The sequence below is a fragment of the Flavonifractor sp. An112 genome, assembly GCF_002161085.1.
Lineage (GTDB): Bacteria > Bacillota > Clostridia > Oscillospirales > Oscillospiraceae > Flavonifractor > Flavonifractor avicola.
The window spans coordinates 54,788-77,950 of sequence record NZ_NFLU01000007.1 but is presented as its reverse complement, the minus strand read 5'-3'; the positions used below and the strand labels follow the sequence as shown (position 1 = coordinate 77,950).

The following is a 23,163-nucleotide window of genomic DNA, read 5'->3' as shown; positions in this document are numbered from 1 at the left end:
GGCCCGCGCATTTGCGCGGGCCAGCATTTTTTATTGCAGTACGGATATTTTTTTGTGATAGACCACCCGATAGAGCAGCAGCGCCACTCCGCAGGAAATCACCTCTGCCACCAAAAAAGCCAGCCATATCAGATCCGTGTATAGCCAGCCGAAGGCCAGCGCCGCCGGAAAGAGCAGAATCACCTGCCGCAGCAAAGAAATCAGCAGACTGGCGTTGGCAGATCCCAGGGCCTGCAGCGCAGAACACAGGATAATGGAAATGCCGGCAAACAGGAAGGAGAGCGCAACCATACGAAGGGCCACCGCACCAGCCGCCAGCAGCTCACCGTCGGCGTCAAACAGAGTCATCAGCGGTCCAGCCAGGAAAATCAGGAACAAGGTCCCCACACCCATAATGATTACCGTCAGCACCATAGCAAAGCGCACCGTGCCGGTGATGCGCTCCTTGCTCTTGGCGCCGTAGTTAAAACTGACGATGGGCACCAAGGCATTGTTCATGCCGTACAGCGGCATAAAGATAAAGGACTGGATCTTGTAATAAGCACCCAGGATAAAGACGCCAAAGGGATTAAACAGGCGCAGGATCAGGTTCATGCCAACGTTCATAACGCTGGACAGCGACTGCATGACAATGGCAGGAAAGCCCACCTTGAACATAATACGAATGATCTCCCCGTTGGGCCGGAAGCCCCGGAAAGAGAGTTTCACCACCTTGCTGCGCCGCACCATCCAGAAGCTGGCCACCAGGCCCACAATTTGACCCAGAACGGTAGCCAAAGCGGCCCCCGCAACCTCCAGCCGGGGGAAGGGACCGATGCCGAATATGAACAGCGGGTCCAGAATCAGGTTGACCACCGCCCCGATACCCTGAATAATCATGGGCCCCACGGTATCTCCTGTGGCCTGCAGGGTACGTTCGCCGGCAAATTGCATACACACACCGATGGAGAGGCCGGTGACAATGGAGAGGTACTGCACTCCATATTCAATCTGTTGGGGCACATCTGAGAACAGGCACAGGAAAGGCCGGGCAAAACCAACTCCCAGGATCAGAAAGACCAGCCAGCAGACAAAGTAGACAAAATAGCCGTTGGCCGCCACCTGATCGGCCTCCGCCTGCCGCCGCTCCCCCAGTCTGCGTGCCAGCAGCGCGTTGAAGCCCACACCTACGCCTACACATACCGAGATCATCAGCGTCTGCACCGGATATACCAGCGCCAGCGCCTCAAAACCGTCCCGGCTCAGGTTGGCCACAAAAAGGCTGTCCACCAGATTATACAGGGCCTGGATCAGCATGGACAGCATCATGGGCCAGGACATATTGATCAGCAGCCGGCGTACCGGCATCACCGCCATCTTGTTCTCTTCCACCCAAATTCCTCCTATGATTCTCTTTCTGTAAAAATCGGGGCGTGCTGACGCACGCCCCGATCTATTCTCCTCCAGCGGCGTGGCAGCCCGCTGGATACTTATAAAGTTTTGATATACCGCAAATCATTGCACACCATATCATGAGGAAAGGGCACCTTTTGAATGGTGCCGTCCCATGCAAAGCCGTGCCGCTCATAGAACCGGCGGGCCCCTTCATTCTCCTTCAGAACAAACAGCGTACAGCCTGGATAGCCTGCCTCTTTCAGGCGGCGAGCCGCCTCCTCCAGAAGCAATCCTCCATACCCGCAACCGGTTCTGGCAGGCTCAACGTAAAGGGAAATCACCTCACCCCATCCGCTGTAGTTGGAGGAATCAATTACCAATCCTTCGCTTTGGCGGGGACTGGGGCCGCTGCGGACGGGGCCGTAATTACAACACCCTACAGGAATATCATTTTCGTAAAGCAAAAGCCCTTTGCATCTCTTGGTGGCGTAGTCTTCCCGGAAAAACGGAATCCAATGCTCCTCCGTGATGACCTCGCTCAGGTAGTCCTCCGGCACAAAGCCCGGATAGGCCGCCCTCCAGCCTCTGCAATGGATGGCACTCATGGCGGCAAAATGCACTTCTGAGCAGGCATCTACAAAGCGCAGGGGATCAGACATGGACCTCTTCCCCTGCCGTCTCGGGCTCCTGCTGAGCTGCCTGCCGGGCCAGAGCCCGGGCGTTGGCCAGCATCAGCTTGATGCGGTTCTCCTGGTTGATCTTGGTGGCGCCTGGGTCGTAGTCAATGGCCACAATGTTGGAGTTGGGATAGTCGTCCTTCAGCTTGCGGATCATGCCCTTACCCACGATGTGGTTGGGCAAGCAGCCGAAAGGCTGGGTGCAAACGATGTTGGGGGTGCCGGAGTGGATGAGCTCCAGCATCTCGGCGGTAAGCAGCCACCCCTCCCCCATCTTGTTGCCCTCGCCCAGATAGCCCTTGATGAGCCGGCGCAGATCCTGGAAGGTACCGGGGGCACGGAAGCCGCCTCGCTTCATGGCATCAATCATGGCCCGCTGGCACTTCTCAATGTAGTGGCGCAGGGCGGCGCAGGCGGCCTTTTTGGCCAGCTTCCCGCCGTAGATATCCACGTCCACTTCCCGGTTATAGATCTTGAAGATGATAAAGTCGGTGAGGCCGGGCACCACCGGCTCCGCCCCCTCGGAGAGGAGGAACTGCTCCAGATTGTTGTTGCCCAGGGGGGAGTATTTGATGTAGATCTCCCCCACCACGCCTACCCGGACCTTGGGCTCGCCCTGTACCGGGATGGCCTTGAAGGCGGCCACGATGTGGTCGAAGTTCTCCACCATGCTCTTGAAGGACAGGCCCTTGCCCTTTTCCATCTCCTCCAGCAGGTGGTTCTCCACCTCCTCGATGGTGCGCTCGGTCTTGCCCTCCTCCACCTCGTAGGGGCGGACCTGGTTGGCCGACTGGACGATGATATCGCCGTACATCAGGCCGAAGATGGCCTTGCGGATGATGTCCAGATTGAGCTTGAAGCCGGGGTTGTGCTCCAGGCCGGACAGGTTCAGGGAGATGACGGGGATATACTCCAGCCCCGCCTTCACCAGAGCCTTGCGCAGCAGGTGGATATAGTTGGAAGCCCGGCAGCCGCCGCCAGTCTGGGTGATGAGCAGGGCCACCTTGTGGGGATCGTACTTGCCGCTCTTCACTGCGTCAATGAGCTGGCCGATGACCAGCAGGGCGGGGTAGCAGGTGTCGTTGTGGACGTACTTGAGCCCCTCGTCCACGATGTTGCGGTGGTTGGTGGTGAGCATCTCCAGCTTATAGCCCTCCCGCTCGATAATCCGGGCGATCAGGCCGAAGTGAACGGGCAGCATGGTGGGAAAGAGGATGGTATACTCCTCCTTCATCTCCTTGGTGAACAGCAGCCGCCCCGTCTTGTCATAAATCAGTTCTGCCATAGTAACGAAGGTTCCTTTCTCAGTCCTGGTGCTTTCGGGCGTCCATAGCCGCCATCAGAGAACGGACCCGGATGGTAACGGCGCCCAGATTGCTGATGTCGTCGATCTTCAGCTGGGTGTACAGCTTACCGCCGCTCTCCAGAATGTCGCGCATCTCATCGGTGGTAATGGCATCAGTACCGCAGCCGAAGCTGACCAGCTGTACCACCTGCATATCAGGCTGGGTGCACACATAGCGGGCGGCATTGTACATCCGGGACTGGAAGGTCCACTGATTGAGCACCTTTCGGGGCGCGTAGCCCTCCAGATAGCTGAGGGCGTCCTCGGTAACCAGCACAAACCCGAAAGAGGTAATCAGATCATTGATCCCGTGGTTGATCTCCGGGTCAATGTGGTAGGGCCGGCCGCAGGCCACAATGATGGGCATATCACGGGCCCTTGCATACTCAATGTATCGCTTGCCCGTCTCCCGCACATCGTGGAGGTAGGTGTCATAGGCCGTGTAGGCCGCCTTGGCAGCCGCCTCGGTCTCCCGCTTGGGGATATTGAACTCCTGCTCCATAATCACGGCAATGCGTTTGGTAAAGTCCTTATGGCGCCACAGGCCCACATAGGGATTGAGGAACCTGGTCTGTTTGAGCATGGGCACGTTGGCAGCCAGCAGCTCAGGGTAATAGGCCACCACCGGGCAGTTATAGTGGTTGTCACCGATACCCTCGTCGTTGTTGTAGGACATACAGGGGTACCAGATGGCGTCCACCCCCTCCTCCACCAGGGCCTCCACATGACCGTGGAGCAGCTTGGCGGGATAGCACACCGTATCGGAGGGAATGGTGTGCTGACCCTTTAGATAGAGCTTGCGGGAGGACTCAGGGGACAGCACAACCTCAAAGTTGAGGCGGGTAAAGAACTCAAACCAGAAGGGCAGGTTCTCGTACATATTCAGGCCAAAGGGGATGCCCATCCGGCCCCGGACGCCGTTGCCGGCGCCCTTGCCGTGAAGGGCCCGCAGCCGCTTGTACTTATAGTGCATCAGGTCGGGGTTCTCGGTGCGCTCCTTGCCCAGAGGCCGGGAGCACCGGTTGCCCGAGATGAACCGCCGACCGCCGTCAAAGGTGTTGACGGTCAAAGAGCAGTGGTTGGTGCACAGGTTGCAGGTCACCGGCTTGGCTGTGTGGGAGAAGGTCTTCAGATCCTCCGCCGTCAGGATGGAACTCTTGTCCAGATGGAGATCCCGGGCAGCCAGTGCCGCGCCGAAAGCGCCCATGATGCCGGCGATGGTGGGCCGGGTCACATTGCGGCCCAGCTCCAGCTCAAAGGCGCGCAGCACCGCGTCGTTATGGAAGGTACCGCCCTGTACCACGATGTGCTTGCCCAGGTCGTCGGCATTGGCGGCGCGGATAACCTTATACACGGCATTTTTCACGATGGAGATGGACAGGCCAGCGGAGATGTCCTCCACGCTGGCGCCGTCCTTCTGGGCCTGCTTCACCGAGGAGTTCATGAACACGGTGCAGCGAGAGCCCAGGTTCACCGGGTGCTGGGCCAGCAGCCCCAGCTTGGAAAAGTCGGCGATGTTGTAGCCCAGTGCCTTGGCAAAGGTCTCGATAAAGGAGCCACAGCCGGAGGAGCAGGCCTCGTTGAGCATAATGGAATCGACAGCGCCGTTGCGGATCTTAAAGCACTTCATATCCTGGCCGCCGATATCGATGATAAAATCCACGTCGGGGGTGAAGTGACGGGCGGCATTGTAGTGGGCCACCGTCTCCACCAGACCGGCATCGCAGGAGAAGGCGTTCTTGATCAGATCCTCACCGTAGCCGGTGACAGCCGCACCCTTAATGACAATGCGGTCACCACACAGGTTGTAAAGCTCCTTCAGCTGGTCCAGCACAATGGCCACCGGGTTGCCCAGGTTGGAGTGGTAGTAGGTATACAGCAGACCGCCGTCGGCGGTGATCAGCACCATCTTGGTGGTGGTGGAGCCGGCGTCAATTCCCAGCCAGGCATCGCCGGAATAGGTGTTGATGTCCACCTCCGGGGGATGCATGGCATTGTGGCGGGCCAGGAAGGCATCATACTCGGCCTGGTCCTGGAACAGAGGCGGCATGGTATCCACCAGGCCCACATTGTCCACGCTCTTCTCCAGCCGGTCCAGCATCTCGTCAAAGGAGCACTCGGCAAAATCGGTGGCGCACAGGGCCGCGCCGATGCCGGCAAAGCAATCGCCATCCTCCGGGAAAATGGCATGGGCCTCGTCCAGCTTCAGGGTCTCCACAAAGCGCTGACGCAGGCCCTGCAGGAAGTGGAGGGGGCCGCCCAGAAAGACGATCTTACCCTTGAGCTCACGGCCCTGGGTCAGACCGGCCACCGTCTGGTCCACCACCGCCTGGAAGATAGAGGCCGCTACGTCCTCTTTCCGTCCGCCCTGGTTCAGGATAGGCTGGATGTCACTCTTGGCAAACACGCCGCAGCGGGAGGCAATGGGATAGATCTTCTCATGTTTGAGAGAGAGTTCATCCAACTCGTTTACCGTGACGTTCATCAGAGTGGCCATCTGATCGATAAAAGCACCGGTACCGCCGGCACAGGAGCCGTTCATCCGCTCCTCCAGTGCACCGCCAAAGAAGATGATCTTGGCGTCCTCGCCGCCCAGCTCGATGACGGCATCCGTATCCGGTATGTAGGTGTTGACAGCGGCAGCGGTGGCGTACACCTCCTGCACGAAGTCGATGTCCGCCGCTTTGGCCACGCCCAGACCGGCGGAGCCGGTGATGGCAATACGCACCTGCTGGCCCCGCAGCTTTTCTTCGATGGAACGCAGAGTCTCCGCTGCCCGCTCTCTGGCCTTGGAGTAGTGCCGTTCATAAGAGCGGAAGAGCAGCTTGTTCTTCTCGTCCAACACCACCACTTTTACCGTGGTGGAACCAATGTCAATTCCAATCCGCAGACTCATAGATTCACCTGGTATCCTTATTATAAAGAATTTCGTATTCATCATAATATAACAAAAAAAATTTTTTTACAAGACCAAACCTCGAAAATACAGGATGTTCCGTATCCGGAAAGAATTGTGCCTAAAAATCCATCCCCCATCCCTGGCCGCTGACGCATTTTTACCAACGCCTTCTGACCGCAACATCTATGTTGACAAGCAATATTATACGTCATATAATATTAGTCAGAATGAAAGGAGGGCTTGGATATGACCTTTCCTTTGGGCGCTCCTCTGCTGGATGCCTGTGTACTGGCGGTTCTGGATGAGGGGGACACTTATGGCTACCGTCTGACCCAGCGCATGAAAGAACAGGTGGAGCTATCGGAATCCACCCTATACCCCGTCCTCAGGCGGCTGCAGCAGAGCGGCTGCCTCACCGTCTACGACAAGCCCTTTCAGGGCCGCAACCGGCGCTATTACGCCATCACACCGGCCGGCCGGGCGCTGTTGTCCGGTTATCGAGAGGAATGGGTACGCTACCGCAGCCAGATCGAGGCGCTTCTGCTGGGGGAAAAGGAGGAGAACCATGAATAAGGCAGAATTTTTAAAAGAACTGCATGACATTCTGGCGGGCAAGCTGCCGCCGGAGGAACTGGACGATGTGCTCTCCTACTATGAGGCCTATTTTGCCGATTCCGAAGAGGATGAGGAGACCGTTTCCGGACGTCTGGGCTCCCCCGCCTCGGTAGCGGAGCAGGTACTCAAGGACGCAGGAGAAAGCGCCCGACAGGTCTCTACCCCACCCCCTGCTTCCGCCGGACGGCGGCGACGGGCAGCTCCGCTGATCATCTCCATCGTGATTGGGATCATACTGGTCATCTTTGTGCTGCCCTCCACTCTGCTTCTGGCGCTCAGGACCGATGATTCCCTCACACCTACCGTTTCTGAATCTAACACCCCCGTTCTCGTTTCAGAGGATTCTGATCTATCGGTAGAGCTGTCCCCCTTCGATGCACTGGAGCTGGATGTTGCGGTGGCCTCCGTTCAAATCAGAACAGGCAGCAACTGGAGCATTCGTCTGGTCAACCAGAGCCAAGATACCTCGGAGGACTCCTACCAGCTGAACTACCGCAACCGCAACGGCATTCTTTCTGTCTGGAGTACCTCGAATCCCACCGATGTTCTTCCCGATCAAAGCTCTGCGGACATTCTGGTGTATGTGACCATTCCGGAAGGGATCGCACTGGATCGGGCGGAGCTGGCTTTGGGCGTTGGTTCTCTGGACTGGAGTGGCTGCGCTGTCAGCGGAAAGTTGAAAGCGGAAACCGGCGTTGGCAATCTGGATGTGTTGGCCTCATTAGGGGTGGCCGATCTCTCCGCCGGTGTGGGCAATGTGGAACTGAAACTAGCCGCTCCCGCAGATAAGGCCGACCTTACCGCCGGGACAGGCAACGTAACCCTGGAGATAACAGACGACCAGTCCGATTACTCCTGGCAGTTGAGCACAGGCACCGGCGACATCCGTCTGAACGGAGAAATCATGTCCCCCTTCCTACTGACCGGCGGCGACGGCAATAAGATGCTCTCTCTGAGCAGTGGCACCGGAGATCTCAGTCTGGAGTTTCAATAAGCCTCTCTATAAAGAACTGCCTGCCGCAGGACTGCGGCAGGCAGTTCTTTCTTTATCTCCGATAAGTACGGGTGATTCTGGCCAGTTTGCCGGACACGGTCGGATTGAGCGCATCCACACGCACCCGCCAGGACCAGTTCTGATTTCCCAAAGTGCCGGGGGCGTTGACCCGGGCGTCCCCGCCTAGGCCCAGCAGATCCTGGAAGGGGGCGATGGCCAGACGGCAGGGGGACATCCAGGCCCCGCACACCGCGCCCCAGCCGAAGCCCTCGTCCTCCCGCAGCCGCAGGTAGTCGAAGGCGTACTGCCGCTCGGCCGGGTTGGCCTCGGTAAAGAGCCACTGCACAAAGGTGGGGGTGTCGTGGGTGCCGGTATACATTACCGCGTCCCGGGGGCAGTTGTGGGGCAGATAGGCGCTCTCCCCCACCGGGTCGAAGGCATAGACCAGCACCTTCATGCCAGGCAGGCCGCTCTGGGCGATGTAGGCCAGGGCGTCGGCGTCCAGGTCCCCCAGATCCTCAGCGATGAGGGCCAGGCCGGGTACGTTTTTCAGCACGTCCAACAGGTCGTTGCCCGGCCCCTTCTCCCAGTGGCCCTCCCGGGCGTCCTTGGCGTCCTCCGGGATAGCCCAGTAGGTGTGGAAGGCCCGGAAGTGGTCGATGCGCACCACGTCGTACAGCCGGGCCATGTGGGCGCCCCGGCGCTTCCACCAGGCAAATTTGGTCTTTTTGTGGTAATCCCAGTCGTACAGGGGGTTGCCCCAGTGCTGGCCCTTGTCGGAAAAAGCGTCCGGCGGCACACCGGCCACGCCGGAGGGCCGCATATCCTTCTTGAGCTGGAAGAGCTCCGGATTGCCCCACACCTCGGCGCTGTCGGGGGAGACATAGATGGGCAGGTCCCCGATGATGGAGATACCCTTGGCGTTGGCGTAGGTCTTGACCGCCTTCCACTGTTGGAAGAACAGATATTGCAGGAACACCTGGAAGGCGCACTCCTCCGCCAGCTCCGCCCGGTACTGCTCCATGGCCCTGGGCCGGCGCAGCCGGGCCTCGTCAGGCCAGTCGGCCAGCTCCTTGCCACTGAAGTGGTCCTTCAGGGCCAAAAAGAGGGCGTAATCGGGCAGCCAGTCCCCCTCCTGTTCTTCAAATTCCTTGAGCTGAGCGGCATACTTTGCACGTCCCCGCTCAAACGCCTTCCGCAGCAGAGGCAGCCGCGTCTCGTGAAGCCAGGCATAATCCACCCGGTCCGGATTGTCCCGGCAGGCAGACCGCAGCTCGTCCTGGGTCAGCAGTCCCTCCTCCGCCAGCTCATCCAGATCCAGAAACAGGGGGTTTCCGGCAAAGGACGAGGGGGACATATAAGGGGAATTACCCCCGCCCGGCGGTACCAGAGGCAGGATCTGCCAGAATTTCTGGCCTCCAGCCGCCAAAAAGTCGATAAACTGCCGGGCCGGCTTGCCCAGCGTGCCGATGCCGTAAGGCCCCGGCAGGGAGAATACGGGAAGCAGGATCCCGCTGGCTCTTGCTTGCATAAACAGGCCTCCACTTCATTGATTACGGACGTTCCTATTATATTACATCCCCGAAAAAGCCGCAACCCTTGAAAGCCGCGGCTTTCAAGGGTTGCCCTCTGATCAGGTACCGGCCTCTATGGCCGTTTTAATGGTGTCCAGCACCTGGTCGGAATCCTCACACATAACCATCAGCACTGTGCCGTCCTCCAGGGTTTCCAGCCTGGCTTTTTCCGCGATAGCATACTGATCGGCCAGGTAGGTCTGGAAATTGCTCTTCTGTCGGTCAATAAAGGCCTGCAATCCATCCACCACCACGGCCTCCCGGCCCTCGGCGGGCAGAATGGCCGCAATGCCATAGGCCTTGACATTGACGGGAGAGATGGCAATGGCATAGGCCTGCATATCCTCCTCCGTCACACCAATCAGGCCAAAGATGGCGGGAGCCAGATCCGCCTCTTCCGAGGTTATGGCAGGCACCGCCTCGTTCATTTCCGCATCCCTGGCGTTTTCAATGGCGGATTGATAGAGCACAGTCCTTTCCTCCGCCGTCAGGTCTTTTTTCTCCTCCTGTTTGTCTCCGCAGCCCGCCATGACGAGCATCAGAAGCGCCAGAGGGATCATCAGTTGTTTTCGCATGGTTCCTTCTCCTTTTCTGCTTCCTGTCTGTGCAGGGTCAGACTTTTACCGGTCTGATCCACCACCAGGGTATCTCCCCGGCCTACCTTGCCGCCCAGCAGCAGTTCGGCTGCCGGGTCCTCTATTTGGGTACGGATGGCCCGGCGAAGGGGCCGTGCCCCATAGTCAGGGTCGAATCCCAGCCTGGCCAGCACCTCCAGCGCCCCGTCAGTCCAGGTGAGCGTCACCCCAAGGGCTTTGAGCCGCTCCCCCACCTGGGACAGCAGGCGGCAGGCAATGGCTTTGATTTCGCTGCGGCCCAGCTGGGTAAAGACGATGGTCTCGTCCAGACGGTTGAGAAATTCCGGTCGAAATACCTTTTTCAAATCCTCCAGCACTGCACTGCGCAATTCCTCCGGGGTGCGGGTCTCACCGTCCCGGTGCTCGGCAGCGGAAAAGCCCAGTTTGCTGCCCTTTGCGGTAATCTTGGCCGCACCTACGTTGGAGGTAAGCACCACCACCGCGTTGCGGAAGTCGGCTTTGCGGCCCTGGGAGTCGGTGACCACACCGTCCTCCATGATCTGGAGCAGAATGCCCCACACGTCAGGGTGAGCCTTCTCGATCTCATCAAAGAGCACCACGCAGTAAGGCCGCCGCCGCACCTTCTCGGTGAGCTGTCCTCCCTCCTCATGGCCTACATAGCCCGGCGGGGAGCCGATGAGCCGGGAGATGGCGTGCTTTTCCATATACTCCGACATATCAAATCGAAACAGGGCTTCCTCGCTGCCGAAGAGGGCCCCCGCCAGGGCACGGCTCAGTTCCGTCTTACCCACGCCGGTGGGACCCAGGAACAGGAAGCAGCCAGTGGGCCGCTCCGGCTCCTTCAAGCCCACCCGGCCCCGGCGCACCGCCCGAGCCACCGCCTTGACGGCTTCCTCCTGTCCCACCACCCGGCGGTGGAGGTCCTCCTCCAGCTTGAGCAGGCGATCGCTCTCGGCCTGGGTCAGGGTGGTGACCGGGATGCCGGTCCACCCCGATACCACCGCCGCTATATCCTCGGCGGTCACGGCGCCGGTATTCTGGCCTGCCCGCCACAGGGCCTTCTGCTGGTCCAGCTCCCGGCGGAAATCCTCCTCCGCGTCCCGGAGCATGGCGGCCTTCTCAAAGTCCTGGCTGCGGATGGCCTCCTCCTTTTCCCCTCTGGCCCGGGCCACCTTGCTCTCCAGTTCCCGCAGATCGGGAGGAGCCGCCAGCCGGTCCAGCCGCACCCGGGCCGCCGCCTCATCCATGAGATCGATGGCCTTGTCAGGCAGGCGGCGGTCCCCGATATATCGGCTGGACAGGGCCACGGCAGCGGTGATCGCCCCATCGCTGATGGTGATGCGGTGGTGGGCCTCATACCGATCCCGCAGGCCAAAGAGGATGGCCTCCGCCGTCTTCTGATCAGGCTCTCCCACCAGTACCGGCTGAAACCGCCGCTCCAGAGCCGCGTCCTTCTCAATATATTTGCGGTACTCCTCGGTGGTTGTGGCGCCGATGACCTGGATCTCTCCCCGGCCCAGAGCAGGCTTGATGATATTGGCCGCGTCGATGGCCCCCTCGGCGGAGCCTGCCCCTACAATGTTATGGAGCTCGTCAATGAAGAGGATTACATCCCCCACCCGTCGAACCTCGGACATGACGTTTTTGACCCGTTCCTCAAACTCGCCCCGGTACTTGGTCCCCGCCACCATGGCAGACAGGTCCAGGGAGATGAGCCGCTTGCGCTGCAGCTCCTCCGGTACCTCTCCGGCCACCATCATTCGGGCCAGGCCTTCGGCCACCGCCGTCTTGCCCACGCCAGGTTCGCCGATGAGGGCAGGGTTGTTCTTCTGCCGCCGGGACAGGATCTGGATCACCCGCCGGATCTCCTTGTCCCGCCCCACCACCGGGTCCAGCTGACCGCCAGCCGCCAACCGGGTCAGGTCCCGTGCAAACTGCTCCAGCACCTTGGACTCGCCGGGATAATCCCGCTCGGTACGGGGCTTCCCGCTGCCCCGAAAGGAGGGAGGCGGCGGCGCCTCCCCTCCCATGGCGGCGGACAGGTCGCCCCGCAGACGGCGGGGCTCCACCCCAGCGGCGTCCAGCACCCGGACCGCCACGCCGTCCCCCTCCCGTAGGATACCCAGCAGCAAGTGCTCCGTGCCCACATACTGGTGGCCCAGCCGCACCGCCTCGGTGAGGGAGAGTTCAATGATCTTCTTGCACCGGGGGGTCAGTCCCTGGGAGGGGGCAGCGCCCGGCGTACCCACCCCCACCAGCTGGGCCACGGTCTTTTTCAGCTTCTCCGGCTCCAGGCCGGCGGCCAAAAGCACCTTGGAGGCCACGCCACGGCCCTCCCCAGCCAGCCCCAGCAGCAGGTGCTCGCTGCCCACATAGCCATGGCCCAGCTCCGCCGCGCTCTCCTGAGCCAGCCGAAGCGCGGCCTGGGCCCGCTGGGTAAACCGGGTCTCATTCATGCCGGCGCTTCGCCATCCCTTCCTCCAGGGGAAGAGCCTGCGTTTTTTCTTGACGGGCTTCATACCTTGTGCCACGCCCCTTTTCCTTTGTTCTATGCGGATGGGCCCCGCTGCACGGAGCCCCGTTCAGCTCAGGGGTCAGATCCCCTGCCGCTTCCATGCGGAACCTCGATGTTCTGTCCATCGGATCGCTCCCTTCCGGCTGCGCATCGCAGTTATCATTTTTCCCGCCAGAAAAAAATATACCCATGGTACACACATTTTAGCATTGCAATTTTGAAAAGTTATGATACAATATCGTTAGCTTTGAAGTTTGGAGGTGTATCCAATGGCCTATGTCATCAGCGACGCTTGCGTGAGCTGTGGCGCTTGCGAGGGCGCTTGCCCCGTCGGTGCTATCGCTCAGGGCGATGACCACTACGTGATCGACGCCGGTTCCTGCATCGATTGCGGTACTTGTGCCGACACCTGCCCCACGGGTGCTATTTCCCAGGGCTAATTGACGCACTACGTAAGAAAACAGCGGCATACCACTGGTATGCCGCTGTTTTTACTTCCATACCAAATCCACATTGGGGCCGGTAAGGCCCTTTCCCGCAGAAAGAGAGGATATTATGCAGCTTAAGGGCAAAAGCCTGCTTCTGGTGGGCCTCACGCTGTTCTCCATGTTTTTCGGAGCAGGCAATCTGATCTTCCCGCCCGGCATTGCCGCCCAGGCCGGAACCGCCACTTGGCCCGCATTTCTGGGCTTGGCCATCAGCGCTGTTGGCCTGCCGGTGCTGGGCGTGGTGGCAGTGGCCCGCGCCGGTGGTCTGGATACCCTGTGCAGTCGGGTCCATCCTCTCTTTTCCAAGGTCTTTACCATCGCCGCCTATCTGGCTATCGGTCCCTGCCTGGCCATTCCCCGTACCGCCACCACCTCCTTTGAGATGGCGGTGCCCCCATTTGCCGGACCGGATGCTCCTCTGTCCCTCTTCCGGCTGATCTACTCTCTGGTGTTCTTTGCCGCCGCTCTGGTCATTGCCCTGCGGCCGGAAAAGCTCACCGACCGGCTGGGCAAGATCCTCTGCCCCATTCTGGTGCTCCTCATCGTGGTCACCTTTGCCGGCTGCCTGGTCAACCCCCTGTCCGGCTATGGAGCCGCCTCCGGCGACTATGTGACCCACCCGGTGGTCAAGGGCTTTCTGGAGGGCTACCAGACCATGGACACCATTGCCGCGCTGGCCTTTGGTATTGTGATCGCGGTGAATATCCAAGCCAGAGGAGTCAGGGAGGACAAAGCTGTGGTCAAAGGCACCATCCGCTCCGGCTTCATTGCCGGGGCTATGCTGCTGGTGGTCTATGCCATGCTGGCGCACATCGGCGCTCTGTCCGGCGGCGCAGTCCCCAACCCCACTGACGGCGCTGCCGCTCTCACCAATGTGGTGGGTCTGCTGTTTGGTCCTCTGGGCAATGCCCTGCTGGCCGCCATCTTCATCATCGCCTGCTTCAATGTGTGCGTCGGTCTGATCAGCTCCTGCGGCGAGTTCTTCCACAAGCTCTTCCCCCGTCTCAGCTACCGGGGCTGGGCAATTCTGTTCGCCGTGGTCAGCATGATGATCTCCAATGCCGGTCTGGCCCAGATCATTTCCGTTTCCGCCCCCGTGCTGGGGGTACTCTACCCCATGGCTATCGTGCTCATTGCCCTGTCCTTCTTCCAGCGCTGGCTGGAAGGAGAGCGGCTGGTCTATCCGGTGGCCATTTTGTTTACCGGCGTGGCCAGCCTGCTCTATGCACTCAAGGACATTGGCCTCCCCCTCTCCTTCCTGAACTATGTGCCTCTGGCTTCCATGGGGCTGGGCTGGGTACTCCCCGCTGTTGTGGGCATCCTGCTTGGTTTGCTTCCGTCCCCTAAAAAGCAGTAGTCTTCCCCCAAACGGGATACCGCCAACGCGGTATCCCGTTGGTTTTTGCTTGCCTTTTCCCACGCATACGGGTATCATATTGTCTATTGAATCCCTATCCTGTTTGGTGATGCTTTTTGAGACGAGTTTTCCGCATTCTGCGGCGCACGATATTGATCCTTCTTCTGGTGGGAGCAATCCTTCTGCTGGGCTTTTTCTTCCTGCGCTGGCGCGGGCTGATCCTGTACTCCCACGAATCCAACCCGGACCAGTGGGAAGTATTCGGTGTGGACGTATCCTCCTATCAGGGGACGGTGGACTGGCACGTCCTGGCCAGCCAGGGGGTAGATTTTGCCTTTATCAAGGCTACGGAAGGTTCCCTCCTTCAGGACAAGCAGTTTGCCTCCAACTGGAACGGCTCCCTGGAGGCCGGAGTCCGGCCCGGCGCCTACCACTTCCTCAGCTATGACAGCCCCGGGGAGACCCAGGCTGACAACTTTATTTCCATGGTCCCGGTCACCGATGGGGCATTGCCTCCGGTGGTGGATATTGAATTTTACGGCGAATACCTGGAGAATCCGCCGGAGAAAGCCCAGGTCCAGAGCATTCTGGACCCTCTGCTGGCACGGCTGGAGGAGCACTATGGGGTCAAGCCCATTCTCTATGTAACCTACCGCTCCTACTACAGCTACCTCACCGACGCCAAATATGCGGATTATCCGGTGTGGTGCTCCAGTCCCACGGTGTTCCCTCTGGTGCCCCGGTGGCACTTTTGGCAGTACTCCCACTCCGCAAAACTGGAAGGCTATACCGGCGCTCAGCCCCTTATTGATCTGAACGTATTCCGGGGCAGCCAGGCGGAGTTTGATGCCTTTGGCCTGGGATAAGAACTTCTAATTTCCCCCTCTTTTTGATATAATACCAGTACGCAAAACTGTAAGGAGGCCCCTATGGACCGTTTTGATACTCTGATTCAGGAACTGCGCCGCCGTGTCCCTCAGCTGGAACTGCGGGAGCAGGAGCCTATGTCGTCCTATACCACCTTCCGCATCGGCGGTCCCGCCCGGCTGATCGCCCTGCCCAGAAGCCGGAAGGAGGCCATCGCCGCGGTTCAGGCGGCCAAAGAGCTGGACATCTCCCCTTTCTTTCTGGGCAACGGCAGCGACCTGCTGGTGTCCGATCAGGGGTATAACGGTTTTGTCCTGAAAACCTCCGGGTTGGATGATGTGCGGGAGGTAAACCACCGTCTGTGGGCGGAGAGCGGTATTCCCCTGGCCCGGCTGGCCATGGCGGCCCTGGGCAGAGGCCTGACCGGCCTGGAGTTTGCCCACGGCATCCCCGGTACCCTGGGAGGCGGCGTCACCATGAACGCCGGCGCCTACGGCGGCGAGCTGGTTCAGGTTCTGACCTCCGTCACCTTCCTCAACGAGGCTGGAGATGAGGTCACTCTGCCTGTGGAGGAGTGCGCTCTCACCTACCGGCACAGCCTGTTTACCGACCATCCGGAATGGCTCATTCTGGAGGCTGAGTTTGCCCTCACCCCCGGAGACCCCGCTGCAATCAAAGCCAAAATGGATGAGTTGGCCCAAAAGCGCCGTTCCAAGCAGCCCCTGGACCTGCCCAGCGCGGGCAGTACCTTCAAACGCCCCGAGGGCCACTTTGCCGCCGCTCTCATTGAGCAGTGCGGCCTGAAAGGCGTGGGCGTAGGGGGCGCCCAGGTATCGGAAAAGCACGCCGGCTTTGTCGTCAACCGCGGTGGGGCCACCGCCGACGATGTACGCCGACTGATGGAGCTGATCCAGAACACCGTACTCCGCGAGACCGGCATTGCTTTGGAACCAGAAGTGAAGTTTTTGGGTTTTTGAGGTGAGTTCCTATGGATTTTATTATTATTTCCGGCCTATCCGGCGCAGGCAAGAGTAAAACCGCCTCCTTCCTGGAGGATATCGGCTTTTATGTGGTCGACAATATGCCCGCCCCCCTGATCCCCAAATTTGCCGAGCTGTGTATGGCAAATCCCTCCCGGTATGACCGGGTAGCTCTGGTCACCGACATCCGGGGCGGTCAGACCTTTGACGGGCTGTTCTCCGCCCTGGACGCCCTCCAGGAGATGGGGTGCGAGTATAAGATCCTCTTTGTGGAGGCCAGCGTGGAGGCCATCATCAAGCGGTACAAGGAGACCCGGCGCAGCCACCCCCTGGCCAGCTCCGCCCACTCCCTGGACGAGGCCGTCAGGCTGGAGCGCACCGTCCTCTCCCCTGTCCGCCAGCGGGCGGAATACATCATCGACACCTCCGCTCTCTCCACCGCCAAGCTACGCGGGGAGGTACTGCGCCTCTTCGGCCACGGTGGCGATACCCCCGAGATGAGCGTCAGCGTCATCTCCTTCGGCTTCAAGTACGGTATCCCCATCGAGGCCGATCTGGTGTTTGACGTACGCTTCCTGCCCAACCCCTATTACATTGCCGAGCTGCGCCATCAGACCGGACTGGACGACGGCGTGTACGACTTTGTGTTCGGCTATCGCCAGACCACCGAATTTATGAACTATCTGGAGAATCTCATTGGTTTCCTCCTCCCCCTCTATGTGGCGGAGGGTAAAGCCGCCCTGGTTATCGCCGTGGGCTGTACCGGCGGACAGCACCGCTCGGTAGCCATTACCCACGCGCTGGCCGAGTACATCAAGCAGAAGGGCTATCAGGCCACCGAAAATCACCGGGACATGACCCGGGCATAAAGGAGGAGCCGCCGTGTATCAGTCCTTTTATGAGCGCCGCTGGGCCCAGGGGCCCAAGGTCGTCGCCATCGGCGGCGGCACCGGTCTGTCCACCATGCTCCGCGGTCTGAAAAACCACACCAAGAATCTGACCGCCATCGTCACCGTTGCCGACGATGGCGGCAGCTCCGGTATGCTGCGGCAGGATCTGGGGATGCCCCCTCCGGGAGACATACGCCACTGCATGGAGGCTCTGGCCAATGCCGAGCCTTTGATGCAGCAGCTGCTCACCTACCGCTTCCCCCAGGGCTCCGGCAACCTGACCGGCCAGTCCTTCGGCAATCTGATCCTGGCCGCCCTCAACGGCATTTCCGGCTCCTTTGACGAGGCGGTATCCAAAATGAGCCAGGTTCTGGCCATCACCGGCCGGGTACTGCCTGTGACCAATGCCGACGTGGTATTGGAGGCCACCTTTGAGAATGGCACCAGAGTCCAGGGCGAATCCAAGATCAGCGACTTTAAAAAGGCCCAGGACTGCCGCATCCAGGGTGTGCGCCTGCTGCCCGAGCACCCCAAAGCCCTGCCCGAGGCCATCCGTGCCATCCAGGAGGCCGATTTGATCCTGCTGGGGCCCGGCTCCCTGTATACCAGTGTCATTCCCAATCTGCTGGTGGACGGCATTTCTGAGGCGGTATGCGCCTCCAAGGCCCTGAAGATCTATATCTGCAATATTATGACTCAGGACGGCGAGACCGAGGGCATGACCGCCTCCGACCATGTGAAGGCCCTGCTGCGCCACTCCGGTCCCTGCCTTATTGATATCTGTTTGTGCAATTCCGCCCCGGTGCGTCCCGGCCTGCTGGAGCGGTATAAGGAGGAGGACGCCACTCCCATCGTCGTGGACAAAGAGGCCATTGAAGCCTTGGGGGTGGAGCTGGTCACCCGTCCTTTGGCCTCTGAAACCCTGGATTACGCCCGCCACTCCTTTGCCCGGCTGTCCGCCGCGGTGATGGATCTCTACCAGGAGCGGGCCTCCACCCGGATTCTGTAAGGAGGGCGTATCATGTCCTTTTCCACTCAGGTCAAGGCGGAGCTGTGCCGCGCCCCCCTCAACCGGAAGTGCTGCGCCCAGGCGGAAGCCTACGGGGTACTGCTCTACTGCTCCCTGTCCACCCCCACCGAGGTCCGCATCACCACCGAGTCGCCGGAGTTTGCCGACCGGCTGCCCCAACTGTTTCAAAAGGCTTTTCAGGTGCGCTTTGACCGCCTGCCCGCAGAGGGGGCGGGCAAGCGCATCTTTTCCATCACCGCTCCGGACAAGCTGTCCGCCCTCTGGTCCGTTTTTGGACATGATCCGGCGGAGGCGCTGGTTCACCACATCAATTACGCTGTTCTGGAGGAAGATCACTGCCGTACCGCCTTTCTGCGGGGCGCCTTTCTGGCGGGTGGCTCGGTGACCGACCCGGCCAAGCGCTATCATCTGGAACTGGCCACCTCCCATCTGTCGGTAAGCCGGGAGCTCCACGCCCTGCTGCTGGAGATGGGCTTCTCCCCCAAGGAAAGCCGCCGCAAGGCCAACGCCATCACCTACTTCAAGCAGAGCAACGCCATTGAGGACTTTCTTACCGCCATGGGGGCCCCCTTGGCGGCCATGGATCTGATGAACGCCAAGGCGGAGAAGGACCTGCGGGGCAGCATCAACCGCCGGGTCAACTGTGACGCCGCTAACCTGGACAAGGCGGTGGATGCCGCCCAGGGCCAGATCGAGGCTATTTACAGGTTGGAGGAGCGGGGTATGCTGGAAAACCTGCCGGACAAGCTGAAGGAGGCGGTGGACCTTCGGATGGCCCACCCGGAACTCACCCTGTCCCAGCTGGCCGAGCTGTGCGATCCGCCGGTTAGCAAATCTGCATTCAATCACCGTCTGCGCAAACTGGTAGAACTGGCCAACCGATAGTCATTGGTTCCGCTGCACAGAAAGGAGCGAAGGCTATGGCACGCTTTGTCACTTCTCTGTCCCAGGAGCAGTTGTACCGCCTGCTGATGTCCCTGAACGGGACTATATTGCCTGACGGCAGTCGTCTGAATGTGAAGATATACAACTGGAAGACTGAGATAACCCTCGCTAAAAAAGGTGCTGAGGGCAAAGAGACTTTCAGCGAATGGAAAGGCCGCATTCTGTCCAGAAAGGATGGCAGTGCCATTATGCGTGGCTATTTCGGCCTCTCCCTGTTTCATTGCTTCTTATTTGCCATTCCTTTATCCCTAATACTCCTCTTGCTGCTGTTATACCTGCCCGGTGGCGGTGGCTCTGGCCAGCGGCACTTCTCATTATTTGAATTATTCTTTCTCCCCCTATACGGAGATTTCTGGGGAACTATGATCCCTATGCTGGGCTGCTATTTTGTCAGCTTCCTGATTCTGCTCAGCTCCAATGTCAACATGAAGGAGCAGGCCAACCGCAAGATCCTGCGGGACTATCTGACCCAAACGCTCTGTCAGCATACGACAATCCCCCGCTGAACGCCGCTACCATCTCAAGGAGGTATCCCTATGTCCTTTGTCCACCTGCACGTCCATACCGAGTTTTCCCTGCTGGACGGCGCCTGCCGCATTCCCCTGCTGGTCAAGCGGGTGAAGGAGCTGGGTCAGCCCGCCGTGGCCATCACCGACCACGGGGTCATGTACGGCGTGGTGGACTTCTACAAGGCCTGCAAGGCGGAGGGAATCAAGCCCATCATCGGCTGTGAGGTCTATGTGGCTCCTCGTGGCCGCACTGACCGGGTCCACGAGCTGGATGCTTCCATGTACCATCTGATCCTCCTCTGCCGCAACGAGGAGGGCTACCGCAACCTGTGCTATCTGGACTCCTGTGCCTTCACTGAGGGCTTTTACATCCGTCCCCGCATCGACAAGGAACTGCTTCGCCAGCATTGCGGCGGACTCATCGCCCTGTCGGCCTGCCAGTCCGGCGAGGTGCCCCGGCGCATTCTGGCCGGGGACTATGAGGGGGCCAAGGCAATCGCCCTGGAGATGCGGGAGCTCTTTGGAGAGGACGGCTACTACCTGGAACTTCAGGACCACAACCTGCCCAATGACCCCGCCATCAACCAGGGGCTCATCCGCATCCACCAGGAGACCGGCATCCCCCTGGTGGTGACCAATGACGCCCACTACCTCCGCCGGGAGGACGCCCAGATGCAGGACACCCTCATGTGCATCCAGATGGGCAAGACGGTGGACGACCCCAACCGCCTGAAAATGGAGACCAGCGAGCTGTACGTCAAGTCCACCGAGGAAATGACCGCCCTCTTCCCCGATTACCCGGAGGCGGTGGAAAACACGGTGAAAATTGCCGAGCTGTGCAACATGGACTTCCAGTTCGGCACCTATCACCTGCCGGAATTCAAGCTGCCCCAGGGCTATACCGACGGGGACGCCTATTTTGAGAAGCTGTGCCGGGAGGGGTACGCCCGCCGCTACCCTGACAATCCCGAGGGGTACCAGGACCGTCTGGCCTACGAGATGGGCGTCATCCGGCAAATGGGATTTGTGGACTACTTCCTTATCGTTTCGGATTTTATTGGGTATGCTAAAAGCCAGGGCATCCCGGTGGGCCCCGGCCGCGGTTCGGCGGCAGGCTCCATGGTGGCCTACTGCATGAACATCACCGATGTGGACCCCATGAAGTACTCCCTCTACTTTGAGCGATTCCTTAACCCCGAGCGTGTCACCATGCCCGATATCGATATCGACTTCTGCATCCGCCGGCGGCAGGAAGTCATTGAGTACGTCCAGCGCAAGTACGGCGAGGACCACGTGGCTCAGATCGTCACCTTCGGTACCATGGCCGCCCGAGGGGCCATCCGGGACGTGGGCCGGGCCCTGAACATTCCCTACGCTGACGTGGATGCGGTGGCCAAACAGGTACCCAGCGGCCCCGGCGCCCTCCACATCACCCTGGACCAGGCCCTCCAGCTGTCCAAGCCCCTGAAGGACCTCTACGAGGGAGATAGGCGGGTAAAGGAGCTCATTGACACCGCCAAGGCCATTGAGGGAATGCCCCGCCACGCCTCCACCCACGCCGCTGGCGTGGTTATCACCCGCCGCCCGGTGATGGACTATGTGCCCCTGGCCAAAAACGACGAGTCGGTGGTCACCCAGTACGTCATGACCACTCTGGAGGAGCTTGGCCTCCTGAAAATGGACTTTCTGGGCCTGCGGAACCTGACTATTCTGGACGACACGGTGAAATTGGTGGCCCAGAAGCGCCCCGGCTTCTCTCTGGCCGACATCCCGGACAACGATCCCGAGGTATTCCAGATGCTGTCCGACGGCAAGACCTCCGGCGTGTTCCAGATGGAGTCGGCGGGCATGACCGGGGTGTGCGTGGGGCTGAAGCCCCACAACATCGAGGACATCACCGCTATCATCGCCCTCTACCGTCCCGGCCCTATGGACTCCATCCCCCGGTTCATCGCCTGCAAGCACAACCCGGACAAGGTGAAGTACAAGCACCCCGCCCTGGAGCCCATCCTGTCGGTGACCTACGGCTGCATCGTGTATCAGGAGCAGGTCATTGAGATCTTCCGCCGTCTGGCGGGGTACACCATGGGCCAGGCTGACATGGTGCGCCGGGCCATCTCCAAAAAGAAGAAGGCCCAGATCGAGAAGGAGCGGCACACCTTTGTCCACGGCGACCCCGAGCGGAATATTGCCGGTTGTATGGCAAACGGCATCCCCCAGCAGACCGCCGAGGACATTTATGACGAGATCGAGGCCTTTGCCCAGTACGCCTTCAACAAGGCCCACGCGGTGAGCTACGCCATTGTGGCCTACCACACCGCCTGGTTCAAGTGCCACTACACCAAGGAATACATGGCCGCCCTCCTCACCTCGGTGCTGGACTCCAGCGAAAAGGTGGCGGAGTACATCGCCGAATGCAAGGACTGCGGCATTCCTCTCCTCCCCCCGGACATCAACGAGTCCGGGGCCGACTTCACCGTATCCGGCGACCATATCCGCTTCGGTCTGGTGGCCGTCAAGGGCGTAGGCCGCGGCTTTATCAACGACGTACTGACAGAACGAAAGGAGGGGGCGTTCACCTCCTTCCCCGACTTCTGCCAACGGATGTTTGATTCCGACCTGAATAAGCGGGTGCTGGAAAGTCTCATCAAGTGCGGCGCTTTTGACAGTATGGGAATCTTCCGCTCCCAGCTGCTGGACGCCTATGAGTCCCTGGTGGACTCCATCGCTCAGAACAAACGCAAAAATCTGGAGGGACAGTTCGACCTCTTCGGCGGCGGCGGGGACGAGCCCCAGTCCGCCCCCCAGCTCAATCTGAAAAACATCCCTGAGTTCTCCCGCCGGGAACTGATGACCATGGAGAAGGAGACCACCGGCCTGTACCTGTCCGGCCACCCCATGGATGAGTACCGGGACCTGGTGAAAAAGCGGAAGGTGGCCTCCATCGGTGCTATTCTCTCCGACTTCGCCCAGGAAGGCGGTCCCACCACCTTCCGGGACGAGCAACGGGTGACCATTGCCGGTGTGGTGTCCGCCTCCCGTACCCGCACCACCCGCAACAACACTCTGATGGCCTATGTCACCCTGGAGGACGACACCGGCTCCATGGAAATGCTGGTGTTTGCCCGGGCTCTGGGCGAGTGCGGCCCCTATCTGAAGGAAAATGTGCCGCTGCTGGCAGAGGGCCGCATCTCCGTCCGAGACGAAAAGGCCCCCCAGCTCATGTGTGACCGAGTACAGCCTTTAGATCACCTGCGGGACGGCTACGAGGAGCCGGACCAGCCCACTTTGAAGATCAAAAAGCTATACATCCGTATCCCCAGCCTGGAGGACTCACGCTGGCGCCGGATCAAACTGGTGCTCACCATGTTCCCCGGCACAGAGCAGCTGGTGATCCGCTGCGCCGATACCGGCAAGCTGCTGTCCACCCCCTGTGTGATCCATCCAGCCCTCGTCGAAGAACTGAAGGAGCTGCTGGGCGGAGAAAATGTGGTCGTGAAGTAACCAT

The 23,163-nt window shown here is 60.0% G+C and carries 18 protein-coding genes; 11 read left to right on the top strand and 7 right to left on the bottom strand.

Features of this window, described 5'->3' with window-relative positions; all coding sequences use genetic code 11:
* Positions 1-30: 30 nt before the first annotated feature.
* The 4 genes from B5E56_RS07900 to B5E56_RS07885 all read right to left on the bottom strand — a co-directional run bounded on the left by B5E56_RS07900 (position 31) and on the right by B5E56_RS07885 (position 6,292).
* Complete coding sequence (locus tag B5E56_RS07900; protein ID WP_087389281.1) at positions 31-1,371, bottom strand: MATE family efflux transporter; 1,341 nt, start codon at positions 1,369-1,371, stop codon at positions 31-33.
* Between the two features lie 98 nt (positions 1,372-1,469).
* Positions 1,470-2,033 (bottom strand): GNAT family N-acetyltransferase, encoded by a 564-nt coding sequence (locus B5E56_RS07895; protein ID WP_087389280.1) that lies wholly within the window; start codon positions 2,031-2,033, stop codon positions 1,470-1,472.
* Positions 2,026-3,336, bottom strand: a complete 1,311-nt coding sequence (locus B5E56_RS07890) for a 2-hydroxyacyl-CoA dehydratase (protein ID WP_087389279.1) — start codon at positions 3,334-3,336, stop codon at positions 2,026-2,028. Before B5E56_RS07890 ends, B5E56_RS07895 begins: the two co-directional genes overlap by 8 nt.
* Before the next feature lie 19 nt (positions 3,337-3,355).
* Complete coding sequence (locus tag B5E56_RS07885; protein WP_087389278.1) at positions 3,356-6,292, bottom strand: acyl-CoA dehydratase activase; 2,937 nt, start codon at positions 6,290-6,292, stop codon at positions 3,356-3,358.
* A gap of 249 nt (positions 6,293-6,541) precedes the next feature.
* Here B5E56_RS07885 and B5E56_RS07880 point away from each other — a divergent pair, with 249 nt between their 5' ends.
* Together B5E56_RS07880 and B5E56_RS07875 are read left to right on the top strand one after the other, a co-directional pair.
* Positions 6,542-6,868, top strand: coding sequence for a PadR family transcriptional regulator (locus tag B5E56_RS07880; protein ID WP_087265538.1), 327 nt, complete (start codon positions 6,542-6,544; stop codon positions 6,866-6,868).
* On the top strand, positions 6,861-7,904 hold the full coding sequence (locus tag B5E56_RS07875) for an HAAS signaling domain-containing protein (RefSeq protein WP_087389277.1): 1,044 nt from the start codon (positions 6,861-6,863) through the stop codon (positions 7,902-7,904). Before B5E56_RS07880 ends, B5E56_RS07875 begins: the two co-directional genes overlap by 8 nt.
* Positions 7,905-7,956: 52 nt before the next feature.
* On the opposite strand, the gene malQ is transcribed toward B5E56_RS07875, so the two are convergent.
* From malQ to B5E56_RS07860, 3 genes are all read right to left on the bottom strand, one after another.
* Positions 7,957-9,435, bottom strand: coding sequence for a 4-alpha-glucanotransferase (malQ, locus tag B5E56_RS07870; protein ID WP_087389276.1), 1,479 nt, complete (start codon positions 9,433-9,435; stop codon positions 7,957-7,959).
* A gap of 102 nt (positions 9,436-9,537) precedes the next feature.
* Positions 9,538-10,053 (bottom strand): DUF4358 domain-containing protein, encoded by a 516-nt coding sequence (locus B5E56_RS07865; protein WP_087389275.1) that lies wholly within the window; start codon positions 10,051-10,053, stop codon positions 9,538-9,540.
* Positions 10,038-12,530, bottom strand: a complete 2,493-nt coding sequence (locus B5E56_RS07860) for an ATP-dependent Clp protease ATP-binding subunit (RefSeq protein ID WP_087389274.1) — start codon at positions 12,528-12,530, stop codon at positions 10,038-10,040. Before B5E56_RS07860 ends, B5E56_RS07865 begins: the two co-directional genes overlap by 16 nt.
* Before the next feature lie 328 nt (positions 12,531-12,858).
* Here B5E56_RS07860 and B5E56_RS07855 point away from each other — a divergent pair, with 328 nt between their 5' ends.
* The 9 genes from B5E56_RS07855 (at position 12,859) to B5E56_RS07815 (ending at position 23,159) form a co-directional block, all read left to right on the top strand.
* Complete coding sequence (locus tag B5E56_RS07855; RefSeq protein WP_087189254.1) at positions 12,859-13,029, top strand: DUF362 domain-containing protein; 171 nt, start codon at positions 12,859-12,861, stop codon at positions 13,027-13,029.
* A gap of 115 nt (positions 13,030-13,144) precedes the next feature.
* A complete protein-coding gene (gene brnQ, locus B5E56_RS07850) occupies positions 13,145-14,434 on the top strand; it encodes a branched-chain amino acid transport system II carrier protein (RefSeq protein WP_087389273.1) in 1,290 nt (429 codons plus the stop codon).
* 116 nt (positions 14,435-14,550) lie between these two features.
* Complete coding sequence (locus B5E56_RS07845; protein WP_087389272.1) at positions 14,551-15,300, top strand: glycoside hydrolase family 25 protein; 750 nt, start codon at positions 14,551-14,553, stop codon at positions 15,298-15,300.
* Positions 15,301-15,363: 63 nt separating this feature from the next.
* Positions 15,364-16,278 (top strand): UDP-N-acetylmuramate dehydrogenase, encoded by a 915-nt coding sequence (gene murB / locus B5E56_RS07840; RefSeq protein WP_087389271.1) that lies wholly within the window; start codon positions 15,364-15,366, stop codon positions 16,276-16,278.
* Between the two features lie 11 nt (positions 16,279-16,289).
* Complete coding sequence (gene rapZ, locus B5E56_RS07835) at positions 16,290-17,150, top strand: RNase adapter RapZ (RefSeq protein WP_087189250.1); 861 nt, start codon at positions 16,290-16,292, stop codon at positions 17,148-17,150.
* 13 nt (positions 17,151-17,163) lie between these two features.
* A complete protein-coding gene (locus B5E56_RS07830) occupies positions 17,164-18,180 on the top strand; it encodes a gluconeogenesis factor YvcK family protein (RefSeq protein ID WP_087189249.1) in 1,017 nt (338 codons plus the stop codon).
* Between the two features lie 12 nt (positions 18,181-18,192).
* Complete coding sequence (gene whiA / locus B5E56_RS07825) at positions 18,193-19,086, top strand: DNA-binding protein WhiA (protein WP_087389270.1); 894 nt, start codon at positions 18,193-18,195, stop codon at positions 19,084-19,086.
* 35 nt (positions 19,087-19,121) lie between these two features.
* Complete coding sequence (locus B5E56_RS07820; protein WP_087389269.1) at positions 19,122-19,652, top strand: hypothetical protein; 531 nt, start codon at positions 19,122-19,124, stop codon at positions 19,650-19,652.
* Positions 19,653-19,682: 30 nt separating this feature from the next.
* A complete protein-coding gene (locus tag B5E56_RS07815) occupies positions 19,683-23,159 on the top strand; it encodes a DNA polymerase III subunit alpha (RefSeq protein WP_087389268.1) in 3,477 nt (1,158 codons plus the stop codon).
* Positions 23,160-23,163 lie beyond the last annotated feature (4 nt).

Coding starts and splice junctions, on each gene's coding strand:
- B5E56_RS07895 (WP_087389280.1), bottom strand. CDS start 2,033: ATGTCTGATCCCCTGCGCTTTGTAGATGCCTGCTCAGAAGTGCATTTT.
- B5E56_RS07890 (WP_087389279.1), bottom strand. CDS start 3,336: ATGGCAGAACTGATTTATGACAAGACGGGGCGGCTGCTGTTCACCAAG.
- B5E56_RS07885 (WP_087389278.1), bottom strand. CDS start 6,292: ATGAGTCTGCGGATTGGAATTGACATTGGTTCCACCACGGTAAAAGTG.
- B5E56_RS07880 (WP_087265538.1), top strand. CDS start 6,542: ATGACCTTTCCTTTGGGCGCTCCTCTGCTGGATGCCTGTGTACTGGCG.
- B5E56_RS07875 (WP_087389277.1), top strand. CDS start 6,861: ATGAATAAGGCAGAATTTTTAAAAGAACTGCATGACATTCTGGCGGGC.
- malQ (WP_087389276.1), bottom strand. CDS start 9,435: ATGCAAGCAAGAGCCAGCGGGATCCTGCTTCCCGTATTCTCCCTGCCG.
- B5E56_RS07865 (WP_087389275.1), bottom strand. CDS start 10,053: ATGCGAAAACAACTGATGATCCCTCTGGCGCTTCTGATGCTCGTCATG.
- B5E56_RS07860 (WP_087389274.1), bottom strand. CDS start 12,530: ATGAATGAGACCCGGTTTACCCAGCGGGCCCAGGCCGCGCTTCGGCTG.
- B5E56_RS07855 (WP_087189254.1), top strand. CDS start 12,859: ATGGCCTATGTCATCAGCGACGCTTGCGTGAGCTGTGGCGCTTGCGAG.
- brnQ (WP_087389273.1), top strand. CDS start 13,145: ATGCAGCTTAAGGGCAAAAGCCTGCTTCTGGTGGGCCTCACGCTGTTC.
- murB (WP_087389271.1), top strand. CDS start 15,364: ATGGACCGTTTTGATACTCTGATTCAGGAACTGCGCCGCCGTGTCCCT.
- rapZ (WP_087189250.1), top strand. CDS start 16,290: ATGGATTTTATTATTATTTCCGGCCTATCCGGCGCAGGCAAGAGTAAA.
- whiA (WP_087389270.1), top strand. CDS start 18,193: ATGTCCTTTTCCACTCAGGTCAAGGCGGAGCTGTGCCGCGCCCCCCTC.
- B5E56_RS07820 (WP_087389269.1), top strand. CDS start 19,122: ATGGCACGCTTTGTCACTTCTCTGTCCCAGGAGCAGTTGTACCGCCTG.
- B5E56_RS07815 (WP_087389268.1), top strand. CDS start 19,683: ATGTCCTTTGTCCACCTGCACGTCCATACCGAGTTTTCCCTGCTGGAC.